Origin of the sequence: Streptomyces sp. WMMC500 (assembly GCF_027497195.1) — a bacterium.
Lineage (GTDB): Bacteria > Actinomycetota > Actinomycetes > Streptomycetales > Streptomycetaceae > Streptomyces.
Map to the genome: position 1 here is coordinate 5,431,608 of NZ_CP114905.1, position 12,788 is coordinate 5,444,395.

11 protein-coding genes are annotated in these 12,788 nt (G+C 76.8%); 6 read left to right on the top strand and 5 right to left on the bottom strand.

What is annotated here, in order from left to right; all coding sequences use genetic code 11:
• Window positions 1-46: 46 nt before the first annotated feature.
• Window positions 47-970, bottom strand: coding sequence for a DUF3027 domain-containing protein (locus O7599_RS23470; RefSeq protein WP_281617582.1), 924 nt, complete (start codon window positions 968-970; stop codon window positions 47-49).
• 242 nt (window positions 971-1,212) lie between these two features.
• Between O7599_RS23470 and O7599_RS23475 the strand changes: the two genes are divergently transcribed.
• From O7599_RS23475 to O7599_RS23490, 4 genes are all read left to right on the top strand, one after another.
• Window positions 1,213-2,631 carry an MFS transporter gene (locus O7599_RS23475; RefSeq protein WP_281617583.1) on the top strand — a complete coding sequence of 473 codons (1,419 nt, stop codon included), beginning with the start codon at window positions 1,213-1,215 and terminating at the stop codon, window positions 2,629-2,631.
• 26 nt (window positions 2,632-2,657) lie between these two features.
• Window positions 2,658-3,194, top strand: coding sequence for a hypothetical protein (locus tag O7599_RS23480; RefSeq protein ID WP_281617584.1), 537 nt, complete (start codon window positions 2,658-2,660; stop codon window positions 3,192-3,194).
• Between the two features lie 476 nt (window positions 3,195-3,670).
• Complete coding sequence (locus O7599_RS23485) at window positions 3,671-4,444, top strand: futalosine hydrolase (RefSeq protein WP_281617585.1); 774 nt, start codon at window positions 3,671-3,673, stop codon at window positions 4,442-4,444.
• Between the two features lie 89 nt (window positions 4,445-4,533).
• A complete protein-coding gene (locus tag O7599_RS23490; RefSeq protein WP_281617586.1) occupies window positions 4,534-5,421 on the top strand; it encodes a 1,4-dihydroxy-6-naphthoate synthase in 888 nt (295 codons plus the stop codon).
• A gap of 82 nt (window positions 5,422-5,503) precedes the next feature.
• Here O7599_RS23490 and O7599_RS23495 read toward each other — a convergent pair whose 3' ends face one another.
• A complete protein-coding gene (locus O7599_RS23495; RefSeq protein WP_027755166.1) occupies window positions 5,504-5,887 on the bottom strand; it encodes a cold-shock protein in 384 nt (127 codons plus the stop codon).
• A gap of 156 nt (window positions 5,888-6,043) precedes the next feature.
• Here O7599_RS23495 and O7599_RS23500 point away from each other — a divergent pair, with 156 nt between their 5' ends.
• Window positions 6,044-6,283 carry a hypothetical protein gene (locus tag O7599_RS23500; RefSeq protein WP_281617587.1) on the top strand — a complete coding sequence of 80 codons (240 nt, stop codon included), beginning with the start codon at window positions 6,044-6,046 and terminating at the stop codon, window positions 6,281-6,283.
• A 5-nt stretch (window positions 6,284-6,288) separates the two neighbouring features.
• Here O7599_RS23500 and O7599_RS23505 read toward each other — a convergent pair whose 3' ends face one another.
• The 3 genes from O7599_RS23505 to O7599_RS23515 all read right to left on the bottom strand — a co-directional run bounded on the left by O7599_RS23505 (window position 6,289) and on the right by O7599_RS23515 (window position 9,278).
• On the bottom strand, window positions 6,289-6,927 hold the full coding sequence (locus O7599_RS23505; protein ID WP_281617588.1) for a haloacid dehalogenase-like hydrolase: 639 nt from the start codon (window positions 6,925-6,927) through the stop codon (window positions 6,289-6,291).
• Between the two features lie 28 nt (window positions 6,928-6,955).
• The gene (locus O7599_RS23510) at window positions 6,956-7,906 is read right to left on the bottom strand and encodes a 2-oxoglutarate and iron-dependent oxygenase domain-containing protein (RefSeq protein ID WP_281617589.1); all 951 of its coding nucleotides are present in this window, start codon (window positions 7,904-7,906) and stop codon (window positions 6,956-6,958) included.
• Between the two features lie 130 nt (window positions 7,907-8,036).
• Complete coding sequence (locus tag O7599_RS23515; protein WP_281617590.1) at window positions 8,037-9,278, bottom strand: hypothetical protein; 1,242 nt, start codon at window positions 9,276-9,278, stop codon at window positions 8,037-8,039.
• 182 nt (window positions 9,279-9,460) lie between these two features.
• On the opposite strand from O7599_RS23515, the gene O7599_RS23520 reads away from it, so the two are divergent.
• Entirely contained in the window at window positions 9,461-12,784 is a 3,324-nt protein-coding gene (locus O7599_RS23520; protein WP_281617591.1) for a molecular chaperone Hsp90, read from the top strand.
• The last annotated feature ends 4 nt before the right edge of the window (window positions 12,785-12,788 follow it).

The following is a 12,788-nucleotide window of genomic DNA, read 5'->3' on the forward strand; positions in this document are numbered from 1 at the left end:
CCGCACCCCCGCGGACCCTCGTCCGGCAGGGACCGTCCGGCGAGGACTACGTCGGGTCCGCGCCCATCGTGTCCAGCACCGGCGGCGCCGGCTCCACCGGCTTCGGCATCAGCGCCGCCTCCGAGTGGGCCCCGCAGCCGTACGCGAGCGAGACCACGTGCCCGTCCGCCGGGGCGAACTCGTTCGCGCAGACGCCGAAGGCGCGGCGCAGCGAGCCCGCGAGCGGCATCAGGAAGCCGCAGCTCACGCACGACGCCGGCGCGGCCTGCGCCATCGGCGTCTTGGGCCCGAACTCGTCCTCCCAGCGGTCCGCGGCGGTGTGCAGCCCGTAGCGGGAGAGCACGCGGTGGCGGGTCATGCCCAGTTCGTCGGCGATGGCGGCGATCTCCGCGCGCCGCGGTACGCCGCCGGACGGCGCCGCCTCGGCGACCGCTTCGGCGTCGGGGCCCTCCGCGCCCTCGGCACGCTCGGCGCCTTCCGCGCCCTCGGTGGCAGCCGCCGCGGGGGCGCCGGGCACGGCCGGCTCCAGCTCCTCCTCGCCCACCGCGAGGCCCGGCTCCAGCCGCAGGTCCTCGTCCTCCGCGGGCAGCAGGTCGCCCGGGCCGAGGTCGCCGGGGCGCAGCCGCTCGTGCCACGGCACCCACTCCGGCGCCAGCAGCGCGTCCGGTCCCGGCAGCAGCACCGTTTCGTCCAGCGTCACCGTCCGCGCGCGGGACGCCCGCGCGACGGTCACCGCCCAGCGCCAGCCGCGGTAGCCGGGCAGCCGGCACTCGAAGAGGTGGGTCACCACACGGGTGTCGTCCGCGGTGACGCCGATGTGCTCGCCGATCTGCTCGGCGCCCGCGGCCTCCTCGGCCGCCGCGCGGGCGAGGCCGACGGCGTCGGCGCACTGCTGGTCGGGGGTGACGCGGCCGCGTACCGCGGCGCCGCGCACGGCGGTCGTCTGGGCGGGGCTGTTCGCAGGACTCATCTGGCTCACAGTCTTTCGGTACGGACGGCCGGGCGGGCGCGGGAGCCGAGGGAGCGGACCGGGGGGCCGCGTCAACGCTCGTCTCCTCGCGACACACTCAGAGGCGCGTCTTTCACCCTACCTGGCGCCGCGCCGCGATCGTGCCCCCTACCGTCCCCCGTACGAGCCCGGCCCGCCCGCGTGCCCCCGCCCGTGCTGCCGCGTGCCTCGTACGGACCACCCGCGGCACCCCGGATGACCGTATGCGCCCCGCGGGGTTCTCGCCCTACGGTCCCGCATGCGGGCACTATGGCGAGGTGGTCGAAGACCGGACGGCTCCCGTGACCGGTCCGCTGCAGCAGGCGGGCCGGGCGGTCGGGCGTGCGGTGCGCCGGCCGGTCGTCGGCGCGGGCCGGCGGATCCGCCGGGCCACGCACGCGCAGGGGGCGGGGGAGTCGGGCCTCGGGCGGCTGATGGAGCTGCACATGGTCAACGCCGCCGGGGACATGATGATCACCATCGCGCTGGCGTCGACGGTGTTCTTCTCCGTACCGACGGACGAGGCACGCGGCCGGGTCGCGCTCTACCTGGCCATAACGATGGCGCCGTTCGCCCTGCTCGCCCCCGTCGTCGGCCCGCTGCTGGACCGGATCCCGCACGGCCGGCGCGCGGCCATGGCCGGCACGATGCTGGCGCGTGCGCTGCTGGCGCTGGTGCTGTCGGGCGCGGTGAAGACCGGGGACCTGAGCCTGTATCCGGCGGCGCTCGGAGTGCTGGTGTGCTCCAAGTCGTACGGGGTGGTCCGCTCGGCCGTCGTGCCGCGGGTGCTGCCGCGGCGCATCTCGCTGGTGAAGGCCAACAGCCGGGTGACGCTCGCCGGCCTGCTCGCCACCGGCATCGCCGCGCCCGTCGGCGGGCTGCTGCACTTCATCGGCCCCGGCTTCCCGCTGTACGGGGCCATGGTCATCTTCGGCTTCGGCGTCATCCTGGCGTTCCGGATGCCGCCCGTCGTCGACTCCGCGCGCGGCGAGGGCAAGGCGCGGCTGGCGTCGGGCGACGACGGCCGGCTGCCGTCGTCGCCGAAGCCGGGGCTGCGCTCGGTCGGCCCCTCCGTGCTGTACGCGCTGCAGGCCAACTCCGCGCTGCGCGTGCTGTCGGGGCTGATGACGCTGTTCCTGGCCTTCCTGCTGCGCGACAACCCGCCGGGCGGCCTGCGGCCGGAGCTGACGCTCGGCATGGCGGCGGTCGCCGCCGGCACCGGCAACGCGCTGGGCTCGGTCATCGGCTCCTGGCTGCGTGCCCGCGGGCCGGAGAAGCTGATCGCCGTACTGCTGTCGCTCGCCCTGACCACGACGGTGCTGGCGGCGGTCTTCTACTCGCTGCCGGCGGTGATCTGCGTCGCGGCGATGGCGGGGTTCGCCCAGTCGCTGGCGAAGCTGTCGCTGGACGCGCTGATCCAGCGGGACGTACCGGAGTACGTGCGCACGTCGGCGTTCGCGCGCTCCGAGACCGTCATCCAGTTGTCGTGGGTCGCGGGCGGCGCGATCGGCATCCTGCTGCCGCTGAACGGGGTCGGCGGGATGGCCGCGTGCGCGGCCGTCGTCGCCGCGGGGCTGGCGGCGACCGTACGAGGGCTGCTCACCGCCGCCCGCCGCGGCACGCCGCACCCGCGCGTCGCCTGATCGGGGCCGGCAGGTAGCCTGCCCGCATGACCACAGCCCCCGCCACCACCGCGTTCTCCCGTGCCCGCGGCCTCCGCGGCGGCCCCCGCGGCCGCCGTGCCGCGGTGGCTCTCGGTGCCGTCGTCCTCCCCGCCCTCGCCCTGTCCGGGTGCGAGAAGCCGACGCCGCTGGCGCAGATCACGGTGGGCGACCGGACGGCGAGCGCGGAGGCGCAGTGCTACGACGACGGGGAGAACATCCCCGAGGCGGAGATCGAGACCTGCGTCTCGGAGCGCGCGGAGTCCTCGATCACGGCGGACGTGGGCGACCGGGTGCGGATCGGCGTGGAGCCGGACATCGCGGACGACGGGTGGGTGCTGTTCGTGGACGGCCGGCTGGTGAAGCCGCAGCCGAGCAAGCACACGTACGTGACGTACCTCGGGGAGCAGTTCTTCAGCGCGCAGTCGCAGCCGGGGCAGATCCCGGAGCTGAACGACAAGGCGAAGATCGGCATCGTGGAGATCGACGACGAGGGCAACTACAAGGGCGCGTGGAGCTTCGACCTGAAGCGGAAGGACGCCTGACGGGACCGCGGACGGCGGCGGGCGCCGTGCGCGCGGGGCGGGTTCTGTCAGCGGCTCGGCCTACCCTTGGGCGGGTGCGTGGGGGTGGTGTGGTGCCGGTCGGAGATGCGGTGTCCGCCGTGGGCGCGGGTCGCGTTGAGCCGGGCCGGGACGAGCAGCCGGGCAGGCACGAGCAGCCGGGGCTCGGTGAAGAGCCGGCTCGCGTCGAGGAGCCGGGCGGGGGCGAGGAGCCGGAGCCCGGCGAAGAGCTTGGGCGGGCCGAAGTGCCGGGGCTGGGCGCAGAACCTGGGCGCGGCGGGGAGCCGGGCCGGGGCGAGGAGCCGGAGCTGGGCGAAGAGTTCGGCCGGGCGGAAGTGCCGGGGCGCGGCGCAGATCCGGGGCGCGGCGGAGAACCTGGGCGCGGCGGAGAACCTGGGCGCGGCGGAGAACCTGGGCGGCGTGAAGAGCCGCGACCGGGTGCGGAGTTGGGCGCGGAGTTGGGTGGCGCTCGCGGGGCCGGGCCGGGGCCCGGGGCGCGGGTGCTGGTGATCGTCGCCGTCGCCGCCGAGGCCGAGGCCGTCGCGCGGGCCGACCGCGGCTACGACGTCGTGGTCGGCGGCGTGGGACCCGCTGCCGCCGCCGCGGGCGCCGCCACCGCGCTGGCCGCGGCCTCCGTGCCGTACGACCTCGTCATCGCCGCCGGGATCGGCGGCGGCTTCGCGGGCGTCGCGCCCGTGGGCGCGGTGGTCGTGGCGGACGAGATCGTGGCCGCGGACCTGGGGGCGGAGACGCCGGACGGGTTCGCGTCCGTCACGGAGCTGGGCTTCGGCACCGTCGCGTACCGCCCGCCGCCGGAGACCGCGCGGACGGCGGCGGAGGCGACCGGCGCGGTGCTGGGTACCGTGCTGACCGTGTCCACCGTCACGGGCTCCGCCGAGCGGGCCGCCGCGCTGCTGCTGCGCCATCCGGGCGCCGCGGCCGAGGCGATGGAGGGGTTCGGCGTCGCCGAGGCCGCCGCCCGGCACGGCGTCCCGGTCATGGAGATCCGCGCGGTGTCCAACGCCGTGGGCCCCCGCGACCGCGCCGCCTGGCGTATCCCGGAGGCACTGACAGCCCTGACGGCCGCCTTCACGGCCCTCCCCGGCTTCCCCCCGCGCCCGGCGACTTCCCCCGGCCCGTCCTCCGGCCCCCGAGCCGTCGCCCCCGTACATCCCCCGCACTCCCGCCCAAGGGTAGGCCGCCCCTCTGACAACGCCGCGCCGCCGCCGTAGGCGCGCGCCCCTCCACCGGGCCGTCTCCGCCCCCGGGACCGCCCACGCCATCCGCCGCCCGCCGCCCCACCCCACGGAGAGGAGCACCGATGACCTCGCCGAACACCCCCGCGAACCCGCTCCGGATCGCCTACTCCCCATGCCCCAACGACACCTTCGTCTTCCACGCCTGGGCCCACGGCCTCGTCCCCGGCGCCCCGCCCCTCGACGTCACCTTCGCCGACATCCACCTCACCAACGGCATGGCCGCACACGGCGAGCTCGACGTGCTCAAGATCTCGTACGCCGCCCTCCCCTACGTCCTCGACCGCTACGCCCTCCTCCCCTGCGGCGGCGCCCTCGGCCGGGCCTGCGGGCCGCTGGTGCTGACCGCCGGCGCGCGGAACCCCGGCGATCTCGCCGGCCGTACCGTCGCCGTCCCGAGCGAGCGGTCGACCGCCTACCTGCTCTTCCGCCTCTGGGCCGCGGCCGAGGTGCCGGGCGGGGTCGGCGAGGTCGTCGTCATGCCGTTCCACGAGATCATGCCCGCCGTCCGCGACGGCAAGGTCGACGCCGGGCTCGTCATCCACGAGGCCCGCTTCACCTATCAGGGTTACGGCCTGCACTGCCTCGCCGACATGGGCGAGCACTGGGAGGCCACCACCGGCCTGCCCATCCCCCTCGGCGCCATCGTCGCCCGCCGCGACCTGGGCGCGGAGACGCTGCACGCGCTCGCCGCCGCGACCCGTGCCTCGGTGCGGATGGCGTGGGAGGACCCGGAGGCTTCGCGCGCGTACGTGCGGGAGCACGCGCAGGAGATGGACCCCGCGGTGGCGGACCAGCACATCGGGCTGTACGTCAACGAGTTCACGGCCGACCTCGGCGAGGACGGCTACGCGGCCGTGCGCGGCCTGCTCACCCGGGCGGCGGCGGAGGGTCTGGTGCCGCCCGTCCCCCCGGACGCACTGGCGTTCCCCCAGCGGCCGGCGGCCCCGTAGCAAGCCCAGAGCAAACCCTGAGCAAGCCTGAGCAAGCCCTGAGCAACCCCTGCGACGGCCCTGCGGCGCCTCCCCCGGTCCCTCAGACGTCCAACTGGTCGGCGACGGCCCGGAGCATCCCGGCGATCTTGCGGCCGTGTGTCTTGTCCGGGTACCGGCCGCGTTCGAGCTGCTGCGTCACGCTCTCCAGCAGCGTGGTCAGGTCCTGCACGATCGACGCCAGCTCGTCCGGCTTGCGCCGCTGCGCGGCCGCGACCGACGGGGTGGGGTCCAGCAGCGTCACGGACAGCGCCTGGTCGCCGCGCTGCCCGGCCACCACGCCGAACTCGACGCGCTGACCCGGCCGGAGCGTCTCCACCCCGTCCGGCAGCACCGACGAGTGCACGAAGACGTCACCGCCGTCGTCGCGGGAGAGGAAGCCGAAGCCCTTCTCGCTGTTGAACCACTTGACTTTGCCGGTAGGCACGTGTCGTCGCCCTGTCTTCGTTTTCGTACTCGCTGCCGAAAGAGCAGGAGAGCGGGTCCAGTGACCCGCCACCTCAAGGCTAATGGTCCCCCGCCCGGTGACAAGATGTCGCCGGGTGCTTCCTCAGCGCATATCCCCGCCGCCTACGCTGGTGGCGTGAACACCGGAACCTCCCGCCCCGGGGATCTGCTCGTACGCGCCGGAGCCCTCGTCTTTCTCGTCGGCGCGCTCGGCACCTTCGTCACTTTCGTCCCGTTCTTCATCGGGGCGGATCCGCTGCCGACGGCCGCGTATCTCGTGTCGATGCTGATGGGCGTGGGCTTCGGGCTGGCGCTGGCCGGCCTGTTCCGCTCCGCGGCGGCGGCCCGGCGCGAGGCGCGGCAGGCGGCGCCGTAGGGGCCTCAGCCGCGCGCCCCCGCCCGGTGCTCCGCCAGCCACCCCGGGAACGCCGTCAGATCCGGCAGGACGACATCCGCCCCCGCCGCCCGCAGCTCCTCCGCCGGGCACGGCCCCGTGGCCACCGCCACCGACAGCACCCGCGCCGCCCGCGCCCCCGCGACGTCGCCGACGTGGTCGCCGACGTACGCCGACGCCCCGTACTCCGTCAGCGCCTCCGCCTTCGCGTCCGCCCACAGCCCGCCGACCACCGCGTCCGGGGCCAGGCCCAGGTGGTCGATGTGCAGCTTCGCCAGCGGCCGGCTCTTGGCCGTGACCACGAGGGCCCGGCCGCCCGCCGCCCGCACCGCCGCCAGGGCCGCGGCGGCGCCGGGCAGGGCGGTGGTGGGGGTGATGCCGTGGTCGGGGTAGAGGGCGCGGTACCGGTCGCCGAGGGCGGCCACGCGGTCCGCGGGGAACCAGTTAGCCAGCTCGCTCTCCACCGGCGGGCCGAGGCGGGACGTCACCAGGTCGGTGTCGACGTACACGCCGGTCTCGGCGACGAGCGCCTCGTACACCGCCTTGATCCCCGGCCGGGAGTCGATGAGGGTCATGTCCAGGTCGAAGCCGACCGTGAAAGACGGCGGCGCGGAGGGAGTAGGCACACGTCGATTCTGCCTGCCGCCGATTTCGTCAGGACAGGAGGATGGCCTGCAGCCGTTCGTCCAGGAACGCGCCCACGGTCGCGCTGCTCTCCCCCCGTGCCTCCGCGGCCGGCGGCATGGGCGTGTCCGGGCCGGGGTTGTAGAACCAGACCAGCGACATGAGCTGTTCCGCCGGCGCGTCCGCGGGCGGGGGCAGCACGCGGTGCCAGCCCGCCTGCCAGCGCCCGCCGCTCCACATGGCGCCCAGCTCGCCGAGGTTGACGGTCAGGGCGTCGGCCTCGGGGTGGTACGGGGCGTCCTCCCAGCCGTCCTCCGGGTCCGCGGCGTCCGCGGCGTCTGACGGGTCCGTGCGGACCTGGAGGCAGCCCTGCCCGTGCTGGCGGTCGAGCACGGCCATCAGGTCCCAGTCCTGGTGCGCGCCGAGGCGGAACTGCCCCGGGCGCGGGGTGCCGGTCTGCTGCCTGCTTCCGTACCAGTTGATGGTGCACTGCCAGGCGGCGTCCGTGTCGTAACGGGTGAGGAAGTCGGAAGGTTCGCCGAGCGCGGCGGCGAGGAGTTCGAGCAGTTCGCGCGACAGGCGCCGCATCTGGCGCAGATACTCCTCGACCGGCTCCCGCAGCGCGGGCACCTCGGCCGGCCACACGCCCGGGTGGTGCGGGTAGAAGCTCCACAGCTCCACGAGGTCCGGCGGGCTCTCGGCGTCCCGGACGGCGCCCGCGGAGATGCCGCCGGGGCGGGTCCAGCCGCCGTCGCCCTCGTTGGCGTAGCCGGCCTTGACGTCGGGCGGCAGCGCGAAGGCCGTACGGGCGGCGGCCCTGACGGCCGCGCGCAGGGCGGGGTCCACGCCGTGTCCCGTGACCATCACGAAGCCGGTCCCGCGCAGCGACGCGTCGAGCCGGTCGAGGAGTTGCCGCCGCTCGTCCGGGCCGCCGGACCGCCACGTGCCGAGGTCGACGAGGTCGACGGGAGAGTTGCTCATGCGGCTGCCTCTCTCTGTGGAGTGGTGGCCCATTGTGGCGGCGGGGGACGGCGCCGTACAGCGGATCCGCGGCCCGGGGCCGTACGCCCGCGGCCCCGCCTCCCCACGCCCGTACGCCCGCGGCCCCGCCCTAACCGCGCAGCCGCCGCCGGGCCCGCCACAGCAGGAAGAGCGTCGAGGCGACCGCCGCGAAGCGGACGAGGGTGGGAAGCATGTCCGAGAACTCCTGTCCCAGCGTGCCCTCCTTCAGCGGCTCGCCCCACCGCTCCTCGCTCCGCCCCCACAGCCACGCCAGCCCGGCGAACCCCACCGTGCCCGGCACGCCGAGCGAAGCAAACTTCTTCTCCGCCATCGACAGCCGGCGCGAGGTGTACACCAGCGCCCAGCCGACGACCGACGCCATCCACTGGCCGAGCGCGGCGCCCCCCAGCAGCGCGCCCATCGCCAGCACCTCCAGCAGGCCGGCGCTGCGCAGGAGTTCGCGGGTCGCGGCGCCGCGGCGGCTCGGGGCGGCGGGCTCGTCGTCGTACGCCTCGTCGTCCTCCTCCTCGGCCTCGGCCGCTTCGCGGCGGGCCTGCTTGGCCTTGGCGGCCCGGGCCGCGCGCGCCGCGTTCGCCTCCCTGGCCGCCTTCGCGGCGCGGGTGGCCCGCCCCATGGCACCCGCGCCGCCGCCCTTCTGCGCGCCCTTCTCCTCCTCGTCGCCGTCCTGGTGCTCCGGCCGCTCGAACAGCTCCGGCAGCTCGATGCCGCCGGTGAACCCGGGCACCTTGTCGGCGCCGCTGCCGGCGCCGGGCATCGGGCCGGCGAACGGCGCCGGCTCCACGTGCCACCAGTCGGGGTCGCCGTGCGCGGGGTCGAGTTCGTCCTCACCGGCGAGGTGGGGCGGTGCGGCGGCGGTGGGGGGCGGTTCCGCGGGCGGCGTGAAGTCCTCGGGCGCCGGCCGGGGGACCTCGGGGGCGGGGCCGCCCCGGGGCCGCTTCGGCTCCCGGCCGCCCTGCTCGCCGCCGGTGCGCGGCCGGGGCAGCCGCCCCAGCCACCCCTCGGACCCGCCCACCCGGGGCCGCGGCAGCCGCGACGCCAGCCCGCCGCCCGCGGCCGGCGGCTCCCCGGGCTGCACCGCGACCTCCGGCACCGCGGAGCCCGGGTCGCGCTTGGCCGCCTCGACGATGTCCCCGGGGCTGCCGAACCGGGCGAGCACCTGCTTCACCGCGGACACGCTGTGCGCGCCCTCGGCGGCGCGCACCTTGTCGATGCTGGCCCGCAGTTCGTTGACCAGCCGCATGCGCTGCCCGGAGGGCAGGGCACGCTGCTGCGCGATGTCTCCGACGCGGCTCAGGTAGTCGTACACGAGCTGGTCGCTCTCGATGCCCACCGAATCCCCTACGGCCGTGCGCTGTTGGCCTCTCGACCGTACCGCGCGCGCGGCCGCCCCCTCGCCCCCGCGCACGGCCGCCCGCCGCCGGTGACGGCCGGTGCGCCGCGCGTTCGGGGCGGGGGACCGAATACGCTGCGGCGGACCGGCACTCCGGCGACGACCCGTGACAAGGAGCCTCAGTGGACCCCTCGGACCCCCTGGACCCCGTGGCCGACCCCACCGCCCGGCTGCGCGCCGCGGCGCTCGACGCCTGGGCGGCCTCGGCCGCCCGCTTCCGGGAGGACGCCAACGCGGAGGAGGACCTGGCACTCGGCGGCTACCGCGACCGTCTGGTGGTCGAACTGGCCCAGAACGCGGCGGACGCGGCGGCCCGCGCGGGCGTCCCGGGGCGGCTGCGGCTGACGCTGGACGTCTCCGGCCGGCCCGGGGAGACGGCCGCGGAGCCGACGCCTGGCGGCGGGGCTGCGGATGACGGTGCCGGCGCCGGCGATGACGCCCGCGCCGCCGCCGGGGTGCTGGCCGTCGCCAACACCGGCGCTCCCCTCGACGCCGCCGGGGTCGAGTCGCTGTCCACCCTGCGGGCGTCCGCGAAGCGGGGCGAGGACACCGGCGAGGCCGTCGGGCGGTTCGGGGTCGGGTTCTCCGCGGTGCTGGCCGTCAGCGACGCGCCCGAGGTCGTCTCCCGGGGCGGGGCCGGGGTGCGGTGGTCGCTGGCGGAGGCGCGGGAGCTGGTCCGTACGACCGCGGCGCGCAATCCCGCGCTCGCCGACGAGGCCGCCCGCCGCGACGGCCACGTCCCCCTGCTCCGCCTCCCCCTGCCCCTCGCGGAAGCCGGCGCCCCGGCCGTGCCAGAGGGCTACGACACCGCCGTCCGCCTGCCGCTGCGCGACCCGGCCGCCGCCGCCCTCACCCGGCGCCTGCTCGCCGGCATCGACGACGCGCTCCTGCTCGCCCTGCCCGGCCTCGACGAGGTCGTCGTGGAGACCCCCGAGGGCGTCCGCACGCTGCGCCGCCGCGCGGACGGCCCGTACACGGTCATCGAGGACACCGGCCGTACGGACCGGCAGCCCCGCGCCCTGCCCGGCGACGAGGCCGCCGCCGAACCGGCCCCCGCCCCGCAGCCCCCCGCCGTCACCCGCTACCGCACCCGCACCGCCGCCGGCCGCCTCGACCCCCACCTCCTCGCCGACCGCCCCGTCGAGGAGCGCCTCCGCCCCACCTGGACCGTCACCTGGGCCGTCCCCGTGGCCGCCGACGGCACCCCCGTCGCGCCCGCCACCGCGCCCGTGCTGCACGCGCCCACCCCCACCGACGAACCCCTCGGCGTCCCCGCGCTCCTCATCGCCTCCTTCCCCCTCGAACCCACCCGCCGCCACCTCGCCCCCGGCCCCCTCACCGACTTCCTCGTCGCCCGGGCCGCCGACGCCTACGCCGGACTCCTCGCCGACTGGGACCCCCTGACTCCCGGCACCATCGACCTCGTGCCCGGCCCCCTCGGCCGCGGCGAGCTCGACGGCGCCCTGCGCGCCGGCATCCTGCGGCTTCTCCCGGAGATCGCGTTCCTGCCCCCCGCCACCCCCGAGGAAGGCGCCAAGCCGCAGCCGCTGCGCCCCCGCGACGCGCTCGTCGCGGAGGGCGCCGGCGCCGAGACGGTGCGCCGGCTCGGCGACGTCTTCCCGCATCTGCTCCCCGCCGGTCTGGAGCGCCGCGGCGAGCTGCGCACCCTCGGCGTCGCCCGCGTGCCGCTCGGCGAGCTCGTCGAGCGGCTGGCCGGTGCCGAGCGCCCCGCCGCGTGGTGGCACGGCCTCTACGACTCCCTCGCCGGCACCGATCCCGAGGAGCTGGGCGGCCTGCCGGTGCCGCTCGCCGACGGCCGCGTCGTCGTGGGCCCGCGGCAGGTCCTGCTGCCAGCCGGCGGCGACGCGGCCGACGGGACGCAGTCCGCCCGCCTGGCCCGCCTCGGGCTGCGCGTCGCCGACCCGGTCGCCGCGCACCCCGTGCTGGAGCAACTCGGCGCGGTGCCCGCCACGCCGCGCGCGGTGCTGACGACGCCGCAGGTGCGGGCGGCGGTGGCGGGGTCGCTGGACGCGGGGGAGGTGTGGTTCGACGAGGGGCCCGAGGAGGGCGCGCCGGGTCCCGAGGAGCTGGCGGACATCGTCCTCGGGCTGGTCCGCGACGCGCACCTGGAGCCGGGCGACGAGCCGTGGCTGGGTGCGCTCGCGCTGCCCGACGAGGACGGCGACCCGGCCCCGGCCGGCGAACTCGTCTACCCCGGCAGCCCGTTCGCCGCCGTCATCCGACCGGGTGAGCTGGCGGTCTGCGCCGCCGACCTGGTCGAGCGGTGGGGCGAGGAGCCGTTGACGGCGGTCGGGGTGCAGGCGGACTTCGTGCTCGTACGGGCCGAGGACGTCGTCCTCGACCCCGACGAGCTGGAGCCCCGTGACGCTGCTTATCCCGAGTATCCCGAGTCCGACGACGCCGGGCTGCTCGACGCGGTGGACGTGTGGTGCGAGGACGTCCTCGACCAACTGCCGGACACGCCCGTGCCGCCCGTGCTCACCGAGCTGGTGGGCGTACGGGACCTGGACCTGGTCGACGACGCGCACTGGCCGCAGGCGCTCGCGCTGCTCTCCCGCCCGCCGCTGCGCGAGGCGCTGACGCGCCCGGCGCGCGTGCTGCTGCCGGACGGCGAGGCGCATCCCGTCCGCCCGTACACCGCCTGGTGGCTGCGCGGTAACCCGGTCCTCGACGGCCGCCCGCCCGCCGGCCTGCGCGCCGCGGGCGGCGACCCGCTGCTGACCGGGCTGTACGAGCCGGCCGACGCCTCCGCGGTCGGCGACGAGCAGGTCCTGCGGGCCCTGGGCGTACGCACCTCGGCCGCGGCGCTCCTCGACGAGCCGGGCGGCGCGGCGGAGCTGCTCGCCCGCCTCGCCGACCCCGACCGCGACGTCACCCCGGGCCAACTGCACGCCCTCTACACCCTCCTCGCCGACCTCGACCCCGCCGACGTCACCCTCCCCGACGACCTCCGCGCGGTCCGCGACGGCACGACGGAGGTGGTACCGGCGGGTGAGGCCCTCGTCGCGGACGCTCCCGACCTCGTGCCCCTGGCGACCGACCGCCCCCTGCTCCCGGTCGCCCCGGCGCGGGCGGCGGCGCTGGGGGAGCTGCTCCAGGTCCGGCGGCTGACGGAGGCATACCAGGCGCCGGCAGCCCGGGTGCCGGCGGCCGGCGAGGTCCGCGAGGTCCCGCGGCCCGTACGGGACCTGCTGGGCCCGGACACCCCGGCGACGTACGAGGAGCACGGGCAACTGACGGTCGACGGCACCGAACTCGACTGGCGCCGGACCCCGGACGGCACGGTCCACGCGGCGACGATGGAGGGCCTGGCGGCGGGGCTGGCGTGGGCGACGGGGCAGTGGCAGCGGCGGTTCGAGGCGGCGGCGCTGCTGGAGGACCCGACGCGGACGCGGGAGCTGGGGGAGGCCCGCTGGTTCGACTGAGGGA